The 21,863-nt window shown below is 37.3% G+C and carries 18 protein-coding genes; 14 read left to right on the forward strand and 4 right to left on the reverse strand.

The annotated features are described in order from the left end of the window. Positions 1–92 precede the first annotated feature (92 nt). On the reverse strand, positions 93–437 hold the full coding sequence (locus BWI92_RS14860; protein WP_095164045.1) for a LytTR family DNA-binding domain-containing protein: 345 nt from the start codon (positions 435–437) through the stop codon (positions 93–95). Between the two features lie 306 nt (positions 438–743). On the opposite strand from BWI92_RS14860, the gene BWI92_RS14865 reads away from it, so the two are divergent. Next, positions 744–3,773, forward strand: a complete 3,030-nt coding sequence (locus BWI92_RS14865) for a histidine kinase (protein WP_095164046.1) — start codon at positions 744–746, stop codon at positions 3,771–3,773. A 26-nt stretch (positions 3,774–3,799) separates the two neighbouring features. Then, complete coding sequence (locus tag BWI92_RS14870; protein ID WP_095164047.1) at positions 3,800–4,636, forward strand: LytTR family DNA-binding domain-containing protein; 837 nt, start codon at positions 3,800–3,802, stop codon at positions 4,634–4,636. 228 nt (positions 4,637–4,864) lie between these two features. Here BWI92_RS14870 and BWI92_RS14875 read toward each other — a convergent pair whose 3' ends face one another. The 3 genes from BWI92_RS14875 to BWI92_RS14885 form a co-directional block, all read right to left on the reverse strand. Further along, positions 4,865–6,136 (reverse strand): DUF3300 domain-containing protein, encoded by a 1,272-nt coding sequence (locus BWI92_RS14875; protein WP_141234794.1) that lies wholly within the window; start codon positions 6,134–6,136, stop codon positions 4,865–4,867. A 117-nt stretch (positions 6,137–6,253) separates the two neighbouring features. Then, positions 6,254–6,631 (reverse strand): hypothetical protein, encoded by a 378-nt coding sequence (locus tag BWI92_RS14880; RefSeq protein WP_095164049.1) that lies wholly within the window; start codon positions 6,629–6,631, stop codon positions 6,254–6,256. A 215-nt stretch (positions 6,632–6,846) separates the two neighbouring features. Further along, positions 6,847–7,176 (reverse strand): enzyme of heme biosynthesis, encoded by a 330-nt coding sequence (locus tag BWI92_RS14885; RefSeq protein WP_095164050.1) that lies wholly within the window; start codon positions 7,174–7,176, stop codon positions 6,847–6,849. A gap of 182 nt (positions 7,177–7,358) precedes the next feature. Between BWI92_RS14885 and BWI92_RS14890 the strand changes: the two genes are divergently transcribed. The 12 genes from BWI92_RS14890 (at position 7,359) to BWI92_RS14945 (ending at position 21,811) form a co-directional block, all read left to right on the forward strand. Next, on the forward strand, positions 7,359–8,093 hold the full coding sequence (locus BWI92_RS14890; protein WP_095164051.1) for an electron transfer flavoprotein subunit beta/FixA family protein: 735 nt from the start codon (positions 7,359–7,361) through the stop codon (positions 8,091–8,093). 155 nt (positions 8,094–8,248) lie between these two features. Further along, complete coding sequence (locus tag BWI92_RS14895) at positions 8,249–9,214, forward strand: electron transfer flavoprotein subunit alpha/FixB family protein (protein WP_095164052.1); 966 nt, start codon at positions 8,249–8,251, stop codon at positions 9,212–9,214. Positions 9,215–9,544: 330 nt separating this feature from the next. Next, positions 9,545–10,135 carry a bifunctional nuclease family protein gene (locus BWI92_RS14900; RefSeq protein WP_095164053.1) on the forward strand — a complete coding sequence of 197 codons (591 nt, stop codon included), beginning with the start codon at positions 9,545–9,547 and terminating at the stop codon, positions 10,133–10,135. A gap of 168 nt (positions 10,136–10,303) precedes the next feature. Beyond that, a complete protein-coding gene (locus BWI92_RS14905) occupies positions 10,304–11,188 on the forward strand; it encodes an ABC transporter permease (RefSeq protein WP_095164054.1) in 885 nt (294 codons plus the stop codon). An 87-nt stretch (positions 11,189–11,275) separates the two neighbouring features. Beyond that, the gene (locus tag BWI92_RS14910) at positions 11,276–11,479 is read left to right on the forward strand and encodes a DUF3098 domain-containing protein (RefSeq protein WP_095164055.1); all 204 of its coding nucleotides are present in this window, start codon (positions 11,276–11,278) and stop codon (positions 11,477–11,479) included. A gap of 150 nt (positions 11,480–11,629) precedes the next feature. Then, entirely contained in the window at positions 11,630–12,433 is an 804-nt protein-coding gene (locus tag BWI92_RS14915; protein WP_095164056.1) for an undecaprenyl-diphosphate phosphatase, read from the forward strand. Between the two features lie 170 nt (positions 12,434–12,603). Further along, the gene (gene truB / locus BWI92_RS14920; RefSeq protein WP_095164057.1) at positions 12,604–13,311 is read left to right on the forward strand and encodes a tRNA pseudouridine(55) synthase TruB; all 708 of its coding nucleotides are present in this window, start codon (positions 12,604–12,606) and stop codon (positions 13,309–13,311) included. A gap of 62 nt (positions 13,312–13,373) precedes the next feature. Beyond that, positions 13,374–14,300, forward strand: a complete 927-nt coding sequence (locus BWI92_RS14925) for a bifunctional riboflavin kinase/FAD synthetase (protein ID WP_095164058.1) — start codon at positions 13,374–13,376, stop codon at positions 14,298–14,300. 192 nt (positions 14,301–14,492) lie between these two features. Beyond that, positions 14,493–14,975, forward strand: coding sequence for a YdeI/OmpD-associated family protein (locus BWI92_RS14930; protein ID WP_095164059.1), 483 nt, complete (start codon positions 14,493–14,495; stop codon positions 14,973–14,975). A gap of 265 nt (positions 14,976–15,240) precedes the next feature. After that, a complete protein-coding gene (locus BWI92_RS14935) occupies positions 15,241–16,593 on the forward strand; it encodes a Gfo/Idh/MocA family protein (RefSeq protein ID WP_095164060.1) in 1,353 nt (450 codons plus the stop codon). A gap of 459 nt (positions 16,594–17,052) precedes the next feature. Next, positions 17,053–20,223: a TonB-dependent receptor gene (locus BWI92_RS14940; RefSeq protein ID WP_095164061.1), complete on the forward strand. Its 3,171-nt coding sequence runs from the start codon at positions 17,053–17,055 to the stop codon at positions 20,221–20,223. Positions 20,224–20,317: 94 nt separating this feature from the next. After that, positions 20,318–21,811 (forward strand): RagB/SusD family nutrient uptake outer membrane protein, encoded by a 1,494-nt coding sequence (locus BWI92_RS14945; protein ID WP_095164062.1) that lies wholly within the window; start codon positions 20,318–20,320, stop codon positions 21,809–21,811. The last annotated feature ends 52 nt before the right edge of the window (positions 21,812–21,863 follow it).

The following is a 21,863-nucleotide window of genomic DNA, read 5'->3' on the forward strand; positions in this document are numbered from 1 at the left end:
CGAACTGATAGCGTGTTTAGCAGTCAATCCCAAAGTTCTAATAATACACTAGACTAGCCTTTAATGTCAAAATTTGGATTGGAGGTAGCTCTTTATCTAAACCTTCTTCTGACTTCACTGATTTTTCTTCGGCTCACCGCTAAAGTTTGACCATTGGAAAGCTTTACTTCTGGCACAGGACAAGCAACCACATAATTGGGATTAATGATAGATGATTTATGAATTCTTATGAAGCCAAGATTACTCAGAATTAAATCATATTTTTTTAGGGTTCTTGCTGAAATATATACTTTTCCATTTGCGAGATGGATTGAACTGTAATTACCGTCTGCAATAAGTGAGACAATTTGATCACTTGAAAAATATTCTTTGTCAATACAAAAAATTGAAGATTGATTTGCCTTGACGGAAGGCATTGGATATTTGAATGTTAGCATAAGTAATGAAGCAAATAGTGTGAGAAAATATTAATTTCTTGAATTTCTTAGATAATAATCAAACTCACAAACGGTAACAGATAACTGGTTCATTTTAACAAACATTCGGTTGTTCACCCCAATAATTGGTCATCTGTACTATATACCAGTTATTCGATGTACTGTCCAAATAGTTGTTTTTTTTGACCGTATCATGGTTATTCGCCTTTTAAATAGGTGATTATTCGCTATACTTGCATTGTTTCCTTTCTCGAAACGAAAATCATTAATATTTCTACCTACTAAGAAGCTCTACAGTATCACTTCATGAAAAAGATTTTTTTACTCATTTACCTTTATTTGATTTTCGGAGGAAATATCTCGTTAGCTCAAGATTTCCCACTTTGGAAATACACACCACAGGATGGTTTGGCACAATCCCAGGTTTTATCATATCTAAAAGATAGTCGAGGAATTATATGGGTGGGTACGTATGGAGGACTCAGTAGATTTGATGGTGAACATTTTACCAATTATACAGTAAAAGATGGCTTACTTGGCTCTACCATAACTCAAATCCTTGAAGATAGTAACGGTTATCTCTGGTTACAATGTAGAGAATTAGGCTTTGTTCGGTTTGATGGAAAAAACTTTGAGCAGTTTCCTCTGGACGAAACAGCTAAGTACTGGTCTAGATTAATTCTTCTTAAAAATGGGGAGTTAATTGTAAGTTGGGGAAAAGAAGTCTTGAGATTTAATGGGAAAAGTTTTGAGAAACATCCAAGATATAAATTCTCTAATCCTAGTGGATCAATATTCTATTTGAAAGAATCAAACCAGCTATTTTTTGAGGATAATAATCATAATTTTTTTCAAGAAACCTCAAAGGGAATAGTGCCAGTGAAGGATCTAAATGGTTGGGTAAATCAGGGCATAACATTCAACGATGTTATTGTATTTGAGTCCAAGCCAATCAATGAAATGATTCGCTATTTCATTTTTGACGGGTATTCACTAAAACCTTTTCTGAAAATTAGCTCGAAGCAAAAAGAAGTGATCAACACCTTCAAATATGACTTTATATTTTCACATGAGGGCAAAGTATATTTGATTAAGGCAGAAAGTAAGAAAATAGATATAGTAGGTCATAACTTAGTACTTATTGATATTATAGATCAAGGGTCAGATAATAAAAAATTAGCATGGCTACCAACCGAAAAAGGATTAGTTAGGCTTACTAAAAGAGGATTTCGACAATTTTCTGAGTCACAAGTACCCAACTGCTGGAGTGTCGTGCAAGACAAAGACAAGCAATTTTACTTTTCTAATTATTCTCTTTCCCTTCAAAAGTATGACGGAACGAAAATTGAAAAAGTACCTAATGAGTTGTACCGAAATGTCATTAACCGTACTTACCGACAGTTAAATATAAAGGATTTTGCCGATCAAAAGTCTTCAAATTATTGGTATTTTAAACCCATTCGTTCTGCAAATAATGACCTTTGGTTTCCCTCTAATCATGGGATGTTACGCTTGAGAGATAATAAATGGACACTTTTTTCCAGCCCAACTGGTGAAAAGCTGGTATTTTCACAAGCATATGATACGCTTAGGGGTAAGATTATAGGTACCTCGATTGGCACAGTTTTTAGTTTGAATATTGCCAAACCCAATCAACTTGAATTTTTGCAGGACACAAACGCCATCTTATTTAAAGGTCTTATCCTGTGCGCAGCAGTATCACCTAAAGGAGAATATTGGCTCGGAGGTAAATGCATCGGTCGTTATAACCCCGAAACAAAGCGATATAGATATTATAAATATGCTGCCGATGGCTCCAAGTTACGTAAGATGTTAGGTCTCACTTATGATTGGGAAAAAAGACTCTGGGCCTATGATTTTACAGGTGGAGTATATGTATATAACGAGAAAAAAGATAGTTTCGACCGTGTATTCAAAAGCTATTTTAATACTGCAGTGAGTTTTGTTGAACAAATCGACCATCGACATTTGGCTTTTGGCAATTCTACAGGTATTCATATTTTAGATTTATCCATTTTTAAGAAAAATGGGAATGGCTTCGTTCAAGTATTCAATCACCACAATGGATATAATGGTATTGAACCTAATCAGTTAGGCTCATATAGAGATTTTGATGGAAATATCTGGATTACTTCTGGGACGATTTTATCGAAAATGATACCTTCTGAGCTTGATTATAGCCTCCAACCGCTCAAAATTCATGTTTTGGCCATCGGTGGAGAGAGGTATCCTTTTATTAAACAGACTCAAGTGTATGAGTTGCCCAATCAACAAAATAGTACTACGTTTACCTTGGAGTCCATCGGTGACAACAAGCCTTTTCGCTCACTATATAGCTTTAGAATCAAAGGGTTTATAAATGAGTGGAGTGAATGGCAGGAGCAGAATAAAATTATGGTCAATAATCTTCCTAATGGGGAGCATATCATTGAGTTTCGGACTCGAATGGGTAATCTTTCGACATCTAGTTCTTCGGTTATGGCTATTAATATCAGGGTCAATGCGCCATTTTATAAATCTCCTGATTTTTATAAGTATGCAACCATTACTTTTTTTCTATTGATGGTCGTGATATTGATTATTGCCACTCGTAGTATTAGACTATCTCGGAAGTTGGTATCACAAAGTCAAAAAATAGGAGAACAAGAGCATAAAGTTCGTTTTTTACAGGTGCAAACCATTCAAGCTCAGATGAATCCTCATTTTACCTTTAATGTGCTTGGAACTTTGCAACACCTAATTCTGAATAACGAAACTCAAAAAGCAAGTGAAAATTTGTTGAAACTCTCTACGCTCATCCGAAATTACCTAGAAGCCTCTTTGCTGACAGATAACAAAAATGGTTCATTGTTTAGTCACGAGATTCAATTGTCAAGAGAGGTTGAATTATTAAAAATGTATATTGAGTTTGAACAACTGCAATACGTAGATAGGTTTGAATACGAAATTTCTTTGGATGGTAAACTAAATACTGAAAACTACCGTGTACCTCCCCTTATTTTACAGCCTTTTGTAGAAAACGCTATCAAACATGGCTTGTTATACAAATCGCCTTCCGAAAAAGGTATGTTGTTAATTAGGTTTATTAGTTTGAATGAGGATACTTTAATTTGTACGATTGAGGATAATGGGGTTGGTCGAACAGAAGCAAATCGTATTCAAACTCGATCACTCAAAAAATACAAGTCTCGTGGGACCGAACTCGTCAAAAGAAGGGTTGACATTCTTAATGAAATGGGATATGATATCACGATTACGGTTGATGATGGAATTACAGGAGGAACAGTTGTGACAATACAAATAGGTTATAAATAAAGTTAAGGTTCTAAAATTTAGAAATTATGAAGGCAATCATCATAGAGGATGTTTTACCCGAAGCCACCATGATAAAAGGGATGCTCAATAATAGTTTTCCTACCATCGAGATTATCGGCATCGCCAGCAGTGTAGACGAAGGAATCAGTATGATTCTAAGAAATAAACCAGACTTCGTTTTGATGGATATTGAGATTATGGGAGGTACAAGCTATGACATTTTGGCAAGCCTACGACAGTATAGTATTCCACTAGATTTTGAAATTATTTTTCTCACAGGAAATCGTCGATTTGATTATGCAACTCGAGCGTTTGAATACACTGCTTTAGATTTTTTAACTAAGCCTATTGATACAGTTGCTTTCGATAAAGCCATTACTCGAGTTATGGAACGTAAATCATCAAGTCAATTGAATAGTGCTCAAATGGGCTTTTTTCTAGAAATGATTAGTTCTTCAGAAAATATACTACCAAACAAAATGGCGGTTACCAGACTGGGAGGGGTGGTTGAGTTTGTAGAAATTAATCAAATTCTATACCTAGAGGCAGCCCGAGATGTTACGATTTTTGTATTAAAAAATAAACAGCAACTTACAGCCTATAAAAATTTGGGATATTATGCTAACATTCTCGTAAACCATAATTTTTTCTCTATATCAAGTAGCTTAATAATTAACCTCAACGAACTTAAGTCATACGATCATAGTCAAAAATTGGTGCTAATGGTCAATGGAATACAATTATCAGCCTCTCGCAGAGGAGGACAAGATTTAAAAAGCTACATTTCTCAAAATCCTAATTTAGAGGATAAGTTTCGAACCAAATTGATGGAATTTATTAGGAAATTCTTAGGTAAAAGATAATGGGTAGCGTGTGTTATGGATATAGTTTTTTTCTAAAAAAACTGTAATTTCCAACCTAATGACATGACCTAAGTATCTATGATTAAGACGAATAGGAGATACATTGTTAAACTAGTCATCAAACAGGAGTCATCCCTGATTTTATGATTGTGTGCATGAGTGATTATTTTGAATTAATCACTCATACACACAATTTTGACTCACTAAATTGAGAATGAGGAACAACCATTAACGATGTCTACCGCCACCACCGCCAAAACTTCTACCTCCACCAGAAAATCCTCCAGAACGGAATCTACCACCATAATTGCCTCCATAGCTAGGGCGACTACCTCCGTTGAAACTGCTACCTCTTGATGCGGTGAAGTGATTATTCATCGTACCTCCAAAGGTATTACCACGGTAATAATTTGGTCGACTAGCAACTACGTTACGGTAATAATTTCCGTAATGACGATACAAATTAGGGTAATTCATGTAATACCCGCCATTAAAGAACCAGTTTGAGAATCCGTAGGCAGGAAATAATCCGTAGCCCCATCCTCCAAAACCGTAAGTCATACCAAAACTTCCCCAATAAGCTCCAGGATACCACAGTGCTGAGCCGTACCAATAAGGATACCCAAACCAATAGGAGTAAGGGTTGGCATAACCATAGCCATATCCACTACCATAAGCTATTTGACCATTAGGCAGAATGTAACCATTACTTCTGGCAAAATCCTTAGCTGCTTGGTTCAACTCTTGTTTGGCTTGTGGATTTTTGTCAAGCTCACGTTTGTAAGCTGCCAATTGTGCTTGATTTTGTACTACCAAACTATCGTGTGTTGCAGCTAGCTCATTTTTCAAACCGTTTTGATCTGAGATATACTTTTTGCCTAATTGTTGGGTAATGTCCAGATTGTCATTTAAGAATAACATGACATCAGGATATTTTGCCAATGTAGTAAAAGCAGATTGTGCAGTTGGATCAAGCGGTTGAATCGTTTTCTTGAAACTATCCTCGGCTTGTTGGTACAATTGATCTACTTTGTCCAAATCATCTTGGTGATGGCGATAGAGCTTCCATGCTGCGGTCGCAAGATTTTCATCTTTGTTGGGCAGTAAGCTTTCTATTTCATCACGGCTTTTTCCACTAGGGGCTGTGGCTAGTGTGTGTAACAAGTCAGGATAACGAGTTAGCTCATAAAACCAACCTTGTTTCTTTTGACTAAAGTCTTTAATAACATTTTGAAATGAATTTTGTGCTTGGTTATGTACATTTTGAATGTTGACTAACACGACAGGATATTGACTGGCTGTTAGTACTGCCTCACGCACATCCGCATCGTAGGATGCAATAGTTTGTTGCATACCTTTGAGCGTTTCTAATTGGTTGCTTTGACCAAAGATATTGCTTTGCAACAAAGTTAAAATAAGAGCAGTAAAAGCAACAATTGATTGACGGAAGCTCATTGCTCCAAATGCTTCCATTCCTCTGAAAAGCTTGTTAGTTTTCATGGCCTTAAATACTATAATGATTAGAAAAAGAATAGATAAACTAAGGAAACCGAAAAATCAGTATCCAAATGGGGGTGGTAGCAAATAAAAACGGCTACTACATATTAAAGCAAGCAATTAGAAAGGTAAATATTTCCACTCATGGAAAAGCACGTAGAGGTGATTGATTTGACAATGACTAGTATTACAAGAATATTTCACTATTACCCAATGTTCGGGCAATAGAAGGGCTTTTAAACATAAACTGAAATCTGGAATAAAACCCGAAGCAGAATTGAAGTCTGAGGTCTGTTCTGGCTCTGTTTCGTTGTCATCCGCCAAAACAAATGATGGTGTGGTATTTTTTACTACACCATTAGTACCAGAAATATATGTGGCTGCCACAAACGCTTTTCTTCCTGAATTGACGAATGAAGCAGATTTCATTCCCCAAGCCAAGCATCCATAACCTAGAGTTAGGACGAAGAAAAGCAATATGTGTTTTTTGCAGTTCATGACTTTCGTTGTGATTTTACTATTTAACGCTCCGCATCGGAGTTTGTTATATTTCTAAGAACGTTTGAAAATGGAAAGGTTTAATTGGATTTTGGATTTGGGATATCGGATTTCAGATTTTTTTAATTTGAATTAGATAAACTTTGGATAATCAAAAAAACAAATTGACCATTTTACGAAAAATCCAAAATCAGCAATCCCAAATCCGAAATTGTTTACCATTCCTCTCGCTCATCTAAAAACATTTGATAAGCTCCTTTTAGTTCTTTCAAGGCCTTTTCATTTTGGAGATTACCTGTTACCTCAATACCTTTTTGATAGGTCTGTTCAGCCAACTCAAATTCTTCCAAAGTAGTGTAAAGTGCGGCCGCATGATAATAAGTTGCCCAATAATTGGGGTGTTTTACTAATAATTCTTCAAATAATTGTCTTGCTGCCTGTAGGTCAAACTTCAATAACTCTGTAGCCAACGCATACGCATTGAAAGGGTCGTTGGGTTCTTCTTCATAAAAATTACGCAATTGTTCAAGGCGAAATTGGTTCATCTTGTTCGAATTAAAAGGGTTTGTAAAAAACTTTTAAAAAAATATTATGCTTGCATACTATTTTTAAAACTTTTCGTTAATATTGCATCAGGATATTGTTCGAAAAGTTAAAAATATCCTCGGTATAGTGAAAAAATAAAACTGTACGATTAATCTACTGTAAACATAATATTTTAATTGTTATGAAAATCTTAGTATGTATTACCAATGTCCCTGATACCACCGCTAAAATCTCTTTTACCGATGGTGATACCAAGTTTAACAAAACGGGCGTACAATATATTTGCGGACCTTACGACGATTATGCCTTGTCTCGTGCAGTCGAACTCAAAGAACAGCACGGCGGTACCGTAACAGTTTTGAACGTGGGGGAGGCTGAGTCTGAACAAGTAATTCGTAAATGTTTGGCGATTGGTGCCGACGATGCTATTCGTGTAAACACCGAACCGACTGATTCGTATTTTGTTGCAGAACAAATTGCACATATTGCTTCTCAGGAAAACTATGATTTGATATTGATGGGTCGTGAGTCTATCGATTTCAATAGTGGTGTGGTGCATGGATTAGTAGGAGAGATGTTGGGAATTCCGTCGCTTTCGCCAGTTATGAAATTGGAAATTGATGGTGGTGTCGCCAAAATGACTCGTGAAATTGAAGGTGGTAAAGAAGATATCGAAGCTTCATTGCCATTGGTTTTAGGTTGCCAAGAACCGATTGCTGAGTGGAAAATCCCGAATATGCGTGGCATTATGTCGGCTAGAACAAAACCTCTAAAAGTTGTAGAGCCAGTTGGGGTAGGGTTGACTATTACAGAGAAATATGCGCTTCCAGCGCCAAAAGGTGCAGTAAAAATGATTCCTGCGGAGGAAGCTGAAAAATTGATTGATTTGTTGAAAAACGAAGCTAAAGTTTTGTAAGAATCTCAATCTATTATTTATCCAAAGTCTTTAACAGTGTAAAGTGAAAAGTGTTTAAAATCAGATAGTTATTTAGAGAATCATGAAGTCCCTAATAACAGATATACGATTAACAGGTAACCACTTTTACGGATTAACACACAAACGATATTAATATGAGCGTTTTAGTTTTTGCCGAATTAGATAACGGCTCAATCAAAAAATCATCATTAGAAGCCATATATTATGGCTCAGAAGTTGCCAAAGCAAAAGGTACTTCTACCACAGTACTTGCCATCGGTGAGTCAAATAGCGATGCTTTAGCTATTGCAGGTAAGTTTGGAGCAAATAAGGTATTATGGGCATCAGATGCTCGTTTAAATAGTGCTTCAATACAGGCCTATTCAAGTGTACTGGCGGAGGCTGTGGGGGCTACTTCGGCGGAGTTTATAATCCTTGCAAAATCATCGCTAGGGGATGCAGTTTCGGCACGTGTATCAGCTAAATTAAAAGCATCCATTGTGTCGAATGTGGTTGATTTACCAGATTTTTCTAACGGTGTCACGGTAAAAAGAAGTATTTACACAGGGAAAGCCTTTGCGACTGTAGCATTGACTGCTGACAAGAAAGTGATTGCGATAAAGAAAAATGCGGTAAATGTGGTTGAGGGCGATGGTAGTGCATCGGTTGAAAATTTTGCGCCAGCCTTGAACGATACTGATTTTGCCGTAAAAGTAACGGGGACACATAAAGCTTCAGGACAAGTATCTTTGCCAGAGGCCGACTTGGTTGTATCTGCTGGTCGTGGATTGAAGGGGCCAGAAAATTGGGGAATTGTTGAAGATTTGGCCACTGCGCTTGGAGCGGCTACTGCTTGTTCAAAACCTGTTTCTGATTTGGATTGGCGTCCTCACCATGAGCACGTTGGTCAAACGGGTATCAAGGTTTCGCCAAATTTATACATTGCTTGTGGTATTTCAGGTGCGATTCAACATTTGGCGGGTGTCAACTCTTCCAAAGTAATTGTTGTAATCAATAAAGATCCAGAGGCACCTTTCTTCAAAGCCGCTGATTATGGTATTGTAGGTGATGTATTTGATGTATTGCCTCGTTTGACAAAGGCTATTCAAGCCTCTAAATAGCAATACATACTTCGATAAAGTTATTCTAAAACCAAAATTTCTTGCTATTATAAGGAAAGATCTATCTCAAGCTTGGGGTAGGTCTTTTTTGTTGATTATCAGTATGAAATATAATTGATTATACGTATATTTCTACTACAGGAAAAATCCTATTCTGAATTTAGCAAAACAAAGAGAAAGAAAACTTTTTTAAAATTAATCAGGTTTATATCTTTGTTATCAGCATAAATCCTACTGGTTATGACAAATTGACATAAAATGTCTGTTTGGCAAGGTTGTAGACAATGTTGGTAGGAATTCAACCGTTTATTCATTATAAGCTCTTACAAAGTGGAGAAAATAAGACTAGAAATATTGGGATTGTCGCCAAGTTCATCGCAGACAGGTTCTTTTGCACTTGTACTAGGTGAAGAATATGGTCCTCGTCGCTTACCGATTATTATTGGAACTTTTGAGGCACAGGCAATTGCTATCGAAATAGAAAAAATTGAACCTAACCGACCAATGACTCATGATTTATTCAAATCTTTCGCAAAGTCATTTGGCTATTCCGTAACCGAAATAACTATTACAGATATAAGAGAAGGTGTGTTTTTTGCCAAGATTCTTTGTACTGATGGATTGAAAAGTGTGACAATTGATGCTCGTCCTTCAGATGCAATTGCTATCGGATTACGCTTTAATGTACCAATCTATACCACCGAACATGTCTTATCAGAAGCTGGAATCTCTGTAAACGAAACTTCCCATCATGAGGAGGACGAAGAGGCGGTTGAAGAAGTTTCGCCGAAAAAGTCTTTTGGAGAAATGCTCAGGGATAATCCTGTGGAGGTACTCAACAAAATGCTTGAGGAAGCTATAGAAAGTGAAGATTACGAAAAGGCAGCTAAAATTAGAGACGAAATCGAACGTAGAAATTAGAGATTATAGCCCCAAGGCCGTTTGAGTTTATCAGACGGCTTTTTTGTTAAAAAGCGTTAAATGTATATTATTGCAATGAAAAACAAGTAATTTTGTCTGGATATCAATAGAACTCACTGATTACTTGCGTAGCATTGAAGATTATTCTCCAAATCGCACTGTAAAATCATGCCAAAAGCTAAAAAACTAGGAAATACCCCTAACCTGATGGTAGTTGTAAGTTTAACAATTGCCTTGTTCTTGATTGGTCTTTGTGGACTCTTGACGCTCAACGCTCGTAAATTGGCAGAAGTGGTGCGTCAAAACGTAGAGGTGCAGGCTTATCTTGACAACGATTTGTCTAATGCCAAACTGGATTCGATTTACAAACAAATTGCTAAATATCCATTTGTCCTTTTTAAGGATAACTCAGCACAAATCAATTTTATCTCTAAAGATGCTGCGGCAAAGCAGTTTATTGAAGACTCAGGGGAGGATTTTCATAAGTTATTAGGCAAAAACAACAACCCTTTGCTGAACTCTTATTCCATCAAAATCAAAGAGGAATATTTCAGTGAAAGCAGATTGAAAGAAATCAAAAAGTCTTTGGAGCGCATCCAAGGAATCAAAGAGGTGGGATACGTAGAAAATTTTGTGGATGAGGTCAACAAGAATATTTCTAAGATTTATCTCATTTTATCAGGTTTTGTATTGTTGCTGTTGGTAATCATCATCATGCTTGTCAATAATACCATCAAACTTGCACTATATTCACAGCGCTTCCTGATTCGTAGTATGCAACTGGTTGGAGCTACCGATTCATTTATCCGTAAACCATTTGTATCGAAAGGTGCTTTACAAGGTCTGATTAGCGGTTTTATTGCTAGCACTTTGTTGATTGTAACCCAACAATTGGCCGTGAATAAAGTCGATGGCTTGGTTATTTTACAAGAAATAGATAAGATGGTTTTGTTGATTCTTATCATTTTGATGATTGGCGTAATGGTGGGAGTAACAAGCACTTTCCGCTCAGTCGATAAGTATCTTAAATTATCGCTAGATGACCTTTATTAAGGAGTTTTGAAACTTATTTTAAAGGATAAATTATAAAAATGAACTATTAAGCCAACTTGGCTTTTATACCAATAAAATTCGAAAACTATGTCAAATTCATCAAAATTACCATTTGGAAAAGCCAACTATACATTGATGTTGTTGGGTATTGTCGTTGTTCTTGCAGGATTCTTCATCATGAGTTTGGATAAAGAAGAATTCGGTTTTGGTTTCCTAGGATTAACTCTTGGGCCATTGGTAGTATTGGCAGGGTTTACAATCGAGTTTTTTGCTATTTTGAAAAAATCATAGACGAAAAGAAATATTCTAGGTGTAAATCATATTGATATTTACCGTTAAAAAACAAAAAGAGGAATTCTGTATATGAAAACAGGTTCTTCTTTTTGTTTTTTGTATTTTTGACCATTAATATTTCCTACTTAAAAGATACTTAAACATTATATGTCTATTATTCAATCCATTATTCTAGCCATTATCGAAGGACTTACCGAATTTTTACCTATTTCATCTACTGGACACATGGTTTTGACCAGCTCGATTCTTGGAATTGAGAATGATAAGTTCACCAAACTTTTTGAAATATGTATTCAATTGGGAGCTATTTTGGCGGTTGTTGCCTTGTATTGGAAAAAGTTTTTTGACTTTTCTAAATGGCAATTTTACGTAAAATTGATGTTGGCGGTAGTACCAGCCTTAATTTTTGGCAAATTATTCGATGATTTAATAGATGAACATTTAGGCAATCCAGCATTTATCGCAACGGTTTTATTGGTCGGAGGTATCATTTTATTGTTTGTTGATAATTGGTTCAAAAAACCAATTTTTGACGAAGAGGCGGATATTACTAATATCACTGCCATCAAAATCGGGGCTTATCAGTGTTTGGCGATTATGTTCCCAGGGCTTAGTCGTAGTGCTGCCACTATTATTGGTGGGATGCAACAAAAATTGACTCGTAGCTTAGCAGCAGAATTCTCTTTCTTTTTAGCGGTTCCGACCATGGCTGCAGCTACTGGATACAAACTGTTGAAATTTATTAAAGAAGAAGGGGCTATCACTTCTGAGCAAGTAAAATTATTGGCTATTGGAAATGTAGTGGCATTTTTTGTGGCAGTATTAGCTATTAAATTCTTTATCAGTATTCTCAACAAATACGGTTTCAAGTACTTTGGTATTTACCGTATTATTGTTGGCTTAACCATTTTAGGATTATTGGCAACAGGACATACGCTTAGTGTTGTCTAGACCCAATGATGTGAAAAATCAAAATTCTGGAGTTATTTTTGTCATAAAAGTGTTTTTCAGTCATAATGATGGTTATAATATGAATCATTTGTAATGAAAATATACATTTGATGGTAGAATGAGATGGAAGTTTCATTAAAACTATTCCAACTCCAAGAAAATAAATTTTTATGAATGAAAATCAACAAAATCAGCCTGTACAAGATCCTGGAGAGGTGTTGCTGATTGATAAACCGCTTACTTGGACATCTTTTGACGTAGTTAAAAAATTGAAGTATGCAGGTAATTTTAAGAAAATAGGTCATGCAGGTACATTAGATCCATTGGCAACAGGTTTGCTAATTCTTTGTACAGGTAAGATGACTAAGCAAATAGACAGTTTTCAAGCCCAAGAAAAGGAATATTCTGGAACACTAGTTTTAGGTAAAACCACACCTTCAATAGATTTAGAAACTGAATTTGATGGTGAATATCCTACCGAACATATTACCGAAGAAATCATGCAAAATGCTTTGGTACAATTGACGGGTCCAATATTGCAAATTCCACCGATTTATTCTGCGATTTCTGTTGGAGGAAAACGTTTGTACGAATTGGCGAGAAAAGGAAAAACGGAAGAAGATATCGAAATCAAATCGAGAGAGGTCGAAATCAAGAAATTTGAAATTGATAGCTCAGAGTTCCCAACGATTCATTTTCGAATTGTCTGCTCAAAGGGTACTTACATTCGCAGTTTGGTACGCGATTTTGGACTAGCTTGTCAGTCGGGCGCTTACATGAGTGCACTCCGTCGCGAGCGCATCGGAGAGTTTGAGGTCGCTAATGCCCTGACTGTTGAAGAATTTGTGAATCAAAGAGCGGTTGCTCCTGTAAAATAGCATATTATTGGATTTGTGGTGCGACTGTGTCGTACCACATTTTTTTCGACTAACTTTGTGATATGAAGGTATATTACGGAATTCAAGAATTTCAAAAACTAGAAAACGCAGTTGTTACCAGTGGCACTTTTGATGGCGTACATCTGGGACACCAAAAAATATTAAAAAGGCTAGCAGAAGTAGCACAACAAACAGGAGGGGAAAGTGTAGTTATTACTTTTTACCCGCATCCTCGCACGGTGGTGTCAGCCGATAATCAAGAAGTAAAACTCCTTTCAACTTTGGATGAAAAAATAGAATTGTTGACCCAAAATGGCGTCCAACATCTATTAGTGATTCCATTTACTAGAGAGTTTTCGGAGCTTACTTCGGAGGAGTTTATCCAAAAAGTTATTATCAACACGATTGGCACTAAAACTTTGGTGATTGGCTATGACCATCGCTTTGGGAAAAACCGAGAAGGAGGTTTTGACTATCTAGTACAAAATGCTAGTCGCTATGGTTTTGGCGTTGAGGAAATTTCACGCCAAGATATCGACCATATTGCGGTAAGCTCATCCAAGATTCGTAAGGCTATCCAAGATGGAGATATGACTCAAGCACAACATTTTTTAGGTCGTAATTACGATTTGAATGGCTTGGTGGTAAAAGGCAAACAGATAGGTCGTACCATTGGTTTTCCGACAGCTAATATACAAGTGCGTGAACAAACTAAACTAGTTCCTCAAGATGGTGTTTATGCGGTTTGGGTGTATTATAATGCTGAGAAATTGAGAGGAATGCTCAATATTGGTAACCGACCAACGGTAGATGGCACTTACAAAACGATTGAAGTAAATATCCTAGATTTCAATAAAGAAATTTATGGAGAAAATTTGAGAGTAGAGTTTGTCCAAAAAGTTAGAGCCGAACAAAAATTCAATGGATTAGATGCATTGAAGGCGCAAATCGCACAAGATAAGTTGACGGTTTCTGATATTCTGAATTAGAGAGTTATTCTTTCAAATAGCTGATGACGAGAGTGGTCAGCTATTTGAATATAACTTAGTAGACGTTACTAGTTCATCGTAAAGTTACTATTTGAAAGACAACAGAATATTATCGCCAATAAGACAACAGATATACCTTTAGTTTAATCTTTGTTAGAAGGCTTAAACAATCCTTAGATCAAAATTTGAGCAATGACAGATATTTTATTAATCGATGCGGTATTGCCTGTTCAAAAATTTGAAGGAAAAGGAGGCTGGACATACGTGGCTTTACCTACCGTTGCTCAAAACCCACGAAATCCATTTGGTTGGTTACAAGTAAAAGGTTCTATAGATTCTTATCAATTATCACGCTACAAATTGATGCCTATGGGCAATGGGCATTTGTTTTTACCTCTCAAAGCTGAGCTTCGTAAACAGATTAAAAAGCAGGTCGGAGATTCAGTGCATGTTCAACTTTTTTTGGACGAAAGTCCATTTTCTATCCCGTTCGAATTTACTGAATGTTTAGCGCTGGATTCCTTTGCAGAAAAAGTTTTTTATAATCTAAACGAGAGTCAACAAGAAACGTTTATTAAATGGATTTTTTCGGCTAAAAATGAAGATATTCGGGTGGAAAGAATGGCTCAAACACTCAAAGATTTAACAAATGGATTAGGCAAACCATCTCGATAATTCGATGATTTTTCTTTTCTATTTTTCTATGCTATCTACACTTTTGTTCCTCAAATAATTTCAACCAACCAATATTTATTGTACTATTCTAAGAATGTTCGGTATAAACAGGATGGGGCATGATGGTTCGTCCTGAGACAATAGGTTATTTTACAATAAATAATTTGTAAAGTGCAAAGTATAAACAGTGGATTTAAAGCGTTTTTTTCTTTGCAAAACTTACTTTACAAACCTATGTTAACCGAAAATCAAAGACCTTACCGAAATGGAAAGTCAGGAAAACAATCTTAATCGAAGAGCATTTTTACAACAAACATCACTGGCATCAGCGGGCTTGTTTATGGCAAACTTGTCTGAAACACTTGGCAATGATACTACCAAACGCAAAGTAGCCATGGTGGGTACTGGTCATCGTGGAACAGGTATGTGGGGAACGCCAGTGGTAAAAGAATTTAGCGATGTAATTGAGTTTGTTGGTTTGTGTGACATCAATCCAGGACGTGCCGAGACAGCAAAGCAACTCTTGGGTGTAAATTGTAATGTTTACACAGATTTCGAGAAAATGATGAAGGAAACCAAGCCCGATTTATTGATTGTAACCACAGTCGATGCTACGCACGATAAGTTTATTATTCGTGGGATGGAATTGGGTGCTGACATCATTACCGAAAAGCCAATGACTACTGATGAAGGAAAATGTCAGGCTATTTTGGATGCCGAAAAGCGTACTGGCAAAAAGGTGACGGTTACTTTTAATTATCGCTATTCGCCTCACCGTCAGAAGATTTATGAACTTTTACGAGAAGGAGCTATCGGAAAAGTAACTTCTGTAGATTTTCACTGGTATTTGGATACTCGTCATGGTGCCGACTATTTCAGACGCTGGCACCGACTTCGAGAAAATTCTGGTTCGTTATGGGTTCACAAAGCAAGTCATCATTTTGATTTGTTGAACTGGTGGCTAGAATCAGAACCAGAATCCGTATATGCACAAGCGTCGCTAGAGCACTACGGAAAAAATGGTGAAAAACGAGGTAACAATTGTCGTTCGTGTGATTACAAGTCTTCTTGTGATTTTTATTGGGATATTACAAAAGATACCCGTTTGACAAAGCTTTATGTAGAAAACGAAAAGCATGATGGCTACTTGAGAGACGGTTGTGTGTTTAAAGAAGATATAAATATTTTCGATAAAATGGCCGCCACCATTCATTATGCCAACGGTGTGAATGTTGCCTATTCGTTAACCACATATTCGCCTTATGAAGGATATAGAATAGCGTTTAACGGAACAAAAGGTCGCTTGGAGGCATGGATTAAGGAGTCGGGAAAAATGACCATTGAGAACTATGATGAACTGATGCTTTCTCGCAATTTTGGCGACATCGAATACATCAAAATTCAACAAGCTGAAGGACATGGCGGAGGAGACGCACGCTTGAGAGATAAGATTTTCCGTAATCCTAATGCCAAAGACACATACCGTCAGGCAGCCGGAAGCCGTGATGGAGCAATGGCTATCTTAGTTGGGATAGCAGCAAGAAAAAGCTCAGACACAGGACAACCTGTAAAGATAGCCTCATTGACCGACCTAAAACCATTGGCAGTAAAATCGTAATAAAATGCTTGAGGCTGTAAGCCGTAGGCATTAGGCAAAAAAGATTCAATTGTTTCGTGAGAAATACTTTTCAACTTTTAGCCTACAGCATAAAGCCTAGAGCTTAATGCGTGTAAAATTAAATTTAATTTTTGAGCTTACGGCTTTCAGCTTTGAGCATTCGGCAAAAATATATCTAGTGTTACTAAAAACGATTTGACACTCTTTGCCTTGTGCCTGTTGCCTTGTCCCTAAAATAAAAAATTTAAGATACCAGACTTCTAAATATTTAATTCTAAGACACTATTTGCGCTAATGAAAAGCTTTCCAGGACCTTTATGAAAAATAAAGGGGCTAGGCTTTTCATTGCCTTTTTGTACCTAGTGTCCTTCAAATTATTTATAAAAAGACAGTACATAAATCGTAAAACAGAGGCTCGAACCCTTCATTATCTTTTAATCCAAATTAAAAACAGACTATATGAGATCAATTAGACAATTTGTATGGATCGTTTTGTGCTTGCTTTCTTATGTTGGCTTGGCTCAAGAACGAGTGGTAACTGGGAAAATTACCGACGCCGTAAGCAACCAAGGAGTTCCTGGTGTGAGTGTGTTGGTAAAAGGAAGCCAGCGTGGTGTTACTTCTGATGTAAATGGTGGTTATTCTATTTCGGTGGGAAAAGGTGCAGTGATTATTTTTACTTCGGTAGGTTATGAAAAACTAGAAGTAGCAATTGATGGTCAAACAAAACAAGATGTAAGTTTAAAACCAGATATTAAATCATTAGACGAGGTTGTGGTAGTTGGTTATGGTACTCAGAAAAAAGCGAATGTAACGGGAGCAATGGCCAATTTCAATGCCAAAGATTTGGATCAACGTCCGATTGCTCGTGTTGACCAAGCTTTGGTTGGACAATTAGCTGGGGTACAAGTAAAACAAACTTCAGGCACACCCGGTAAAGGTTTTAGTGTGCAAGTACGTGGCTCAGGTTCAATTTCGGCTAGTAATGAGCCTTTATATGTGATTGATGGTTTCCCTTTAGAAACTTCTGGACAAAATGCCTCTGGTGGTTTCAGTACAGGTAACCCATTAGACAATATCAACCCTAACGATATTGAAAACATTCAGGTATTAAAAGATGCTTCTTCTGCCGCGATTTATGGTTCAAGAGCTGCCAATGGTGTTGTTTTGATTACTACGAAAAAAGGTCAAGAAGGAAAAGCAAAAATTACTTTTAATGCTTATTCGGGTATTACAAAAGCCGTAAGAATGTTGGATATGTTAAGTGCTGACGAGTGGGTTGACCGTGCCACAGAAATGATTAATGCTCAGTGGGTTGCTTCTGGTGTAGGTCGTACAGCTTCGCAAACTACCGCTCAAAGAAGAGCTATCCTTGGGGTGGCTTCTACAGCAGTAAACTCAAACTTGATGTTGGATGATCGTTGGGCGCAAGAGGGGCATCCTGGCTTGAATTATATCAACTGGCAGAAAGAGGCTTTCAGAACAGGTAAGGTAAATAACTATCAGTTGTCTGCAAGTGGAGGAAATAACTATGTGAAGTACTATGTATCAGGTAACATGACTCATCAGGACGGTACTGTTTTGAATACCTATTACCGTAACTATTCAGCTCGTGCAAACGTAGAAGTAAAAGCAAACGAAAGATTGAAGTTTGGTGTAAACTTGGCGCCATCATATTCCGAAGCAAATGACCCAGGTGTTGAAGGAAAAGATGCTATTTTGCATATTGTAGCGGGTATGACACCAGTACAAGAAAACGGTTTGGATGCAAACACAGGTCAATATGCTCAATATCCGTGGAGTGTGAGCCGTAATAGCCCTATTCGTCAATTGCAAAATAACATTGGTCTTACGAAGAATTTTAGAACGATTTTCTCAACTTTTGTAGATTATCAATTGGCAAAAGGATTGACATTTAGAAGCTCTATCAACTTTGATAATACTGATTTATCGACTAAAAGATACAGTCCAGACTGGGTAAACGGTAGTTTGTCTGCACGTACTACAACACCAGGCTTATCTACTTCAGGTAGTTTCTCTACTTTGAAAAAACAGACTTTGGTTAATGAAAATACTTTGTCTTACTCTACAACTATCAACCAAGACCATGATATCTCGGCTGTTGCAGGTTATGCCTATAACTTGACAAAAATCGGAACATCAACGATGTCATCAAACGGTGGTTATAACAGTAGTACCATTACAAGTTTGAATGCGGCAGTAAGTGTAACAGGTAATACCAACGAAACACAAAACGTATTGTTGTCTTATTTCGGTCGTGTGCAATATGGTTATAAAGGCAAATACTTATTATCAGCTAGTGTACGTCGTGATGGTTCTTCTCGTTTTGGCGATAACAACAAATGGGGTTTATTCCCATCAGCTTCTATCGGTTGGAGATTGAGTGAAGAAGATTTTATGAAGAGTGTTTCTTCTGTGAGTGACTTAAAATTGCGTGCAAGCTGGGGTAAAGCTGGTAACTATAACATTGGTGACTACAGCAGTATTTCTACATTGGGCTTCTATAACTACGATTTTGGCGGTACACAAGCAGGTGGTCAAGCTCCGAACCGTATTTCTAACCCAGATTTAACATGGGAAAAATCACAAACGATTGATGTTGGTTTAGATGTTGGTCTCTTGAAAAACCGTTTCACAGCATCATTTGACTATTATACAAAACGTAATACTGATTTGTTATTGAACGTACCTGTTCCGCAAGCTACAGGTTTTGCTACCTCATTGACAAATATCGGTGAAGTGCTGAATAAAGGTTGGGAACTGGAAGTAACTTCTCGCAATATCAACAACTCATCTTTCCAGTGGACTACATCGGTTAACTTGAGTCATAACGAAAACCAAGTGGTTCACTTAGGGGCAGGTGACGCAACGATTTATATCCCATCGTCATTTGATATTCCTCACAGTGTATTGCAAGTTGGCGAGCCAATGTATGCTTATCACTTAGTAAAACAAATGGGTATTTTGACACAAGCCGATATTGATAACAAAGTTGCTTTGTTTGGTACACAAACTGTTGGGGATCCAAAATATTTTGATGCGAATGGTGATGGTAAAATCGATGCTAATGACCGTGTGTATGCAGGCAAACCAAACCCAGATTTGGTATATGGTATGACAAACACCTTCAAATACAAAGGTTTTGATTTGACAGTATTAGTTCAAGGTCAATCAGGTGGATATGTATATTCATTGTTCGGTCGTGCGGTTGACAGAACTGGTCAAGGTTATACCGACAACGCTTTGGGTATTTACAGAGACCGTTGGCGTTCAGTAGATAACCCAGGTGCTGGTTTGAGGGGTAAAGCTTATTCTACATTTGGACGTATCAAAAATACTGACTGGTTGTGGTCATCAGATTACTGGAGAGTTCGTAACATCACTTTAGGATATGATTTGGGTCAAGTAATAAGCAAAAAATATGTAAAAGGTGCTCGTATTTATTTCACTGCCGAAAACTGGTTTGGTGCTGACAAGTACAAAGGTGGTTGGAACCCAGATGCAGTAAATACCAACTTAAGTGGTGACAGCTCATTCCCACAAGGTGGTGATTACGGCGGTTTACCATTGTCTCGTTCTTTGATTTTAGGTCTTAACTTGACATTCTAATGAGGCATTGAGGGCTGGGTGTTTGTTGAAAAGTACCCAACCTCCATGAAGAAACCCAAAGATCATATCCTTTACAGATAATTTTATTGACAACATGAAAAAAGTATTTTTATATATAGCATTGGCTGCTTTAGGTTTGACAAGTTGTACTGACGAACTTGACCAAACACCTATTTCTAGTGCCACAACTTTGACATTCTATCAAACCAACAACGACTTCTTGCAGGGTATCAATGCGGTTTATGCTTCATTGTCGGCTTATCCTGAACGTCAGTTGAATTTATCAGAAACTCGCTCAGATAACTTGTATGCGGTATCTGATGGTGGTGTGCGTGACTGGGAAGGTATCAACTCTTTCCATCAAACGATTTCTTCGAACCCGTACATTGCTGAGGCTTGGAGTGCCAACTACAGTGGTATTTTTAAGGCGAATAACTTCTTAGACCAGTTGACAAAAAATGGTTCTGTGATTACAGACCCTGCTTTGAAAACTCGTTTTGAAGCTGAAGCTCGTTATTTACGTGCTATGTTCTATTTTGACTTGGTGCGTTGGTTTGGTAAAGTACCTGTGATTGATAAGGTTGTGTCACAAAACGAAGCACTATCAATCGGTCGTTCTTCGGTAGCTGATGTTTACAAATTGATCATTTCTGATTTGCAGTTTGCTGCAACCAATTTACCAGTAAGTTATACGACGACCAATGTTGGTCGTGCTACAAATAATGCTGCAAAAAGCTTATTGGCTTTGGTTTATATGACTCGTTCGGGGGCTACTTATGGTATCGAAGGACCAGGTATCAACTCAAATGAATGGTCGCAAGCATTAACCTTGTTGAATGATGTGATTAGCTCAGGAAAATATTCACTTCAAAGTACTTATGCGGGCGTTTTCTCTTACACGAATGAAAACAATAGCGAAGTGGTTTTTGATGTGCAATATATCAGTGGTGGCTTGGGCTTAGGAGCAAGTTTTCCTTGGATGTTGGCTCCAGATACTTATTTTACAGCCAATGGCTTGGGTGCTCAAGGTGGTTTGACTATCCGCCCAGTTTCTTCAGATTTAGTAAGTACCTATGAAGCAGCTGATGTTCGCAGAACATTCTCAATTTTGACTGGATATACTTCAAATGGTGTACAGGAAACACGTCCATTTTTCAAGAAATATCTTGATTTGTCAAAATATGGTAAAAGCCGTACTGACTGGCCTATCAACTTTATCGTGTCTCGTTATGCAGATATCTTATTGTTAAAAGCAGAGTGTCTATTGCGTACCAATAACGGTGTTGCCACTGACGAAGCTATTGCCTTAGTGAACCAAGTTCGTAAACGTGCTGGCTTGGCAAACGTTACTACATTGACCCTAGACGGACTTTTGGCAGAGCGCCGCAAAGAGTTTGCCGCTGAAGGTTCGAGATGGCATGACTTAGTACGTTTTGGCGTAGTTGATAAAGTGATGGCTGCATGGATTCCTAAAGAAGATGTGTTGAAGCAAATGAAATCATTTACTACTAACTACATCATCTACCCAATTCCTCAAACAGAAATTGATGTAAAAACTGGTCTATATACACAAAACGCGGGATACTAGATTGTCAAGAAGTTGTGAATGAGAAGTTGTACTTTGATTTCCAAGTTTAATA

It is taken from the genome of Flectobacillus sp. BAB-3569, from assembly GCF_002270355.1.
GTDB lineage: Bacteria > Bacteroidota > Bacteroidia > Cytophagales > Spirosomataceae > Flectobacillus > Flectobacillus roseus.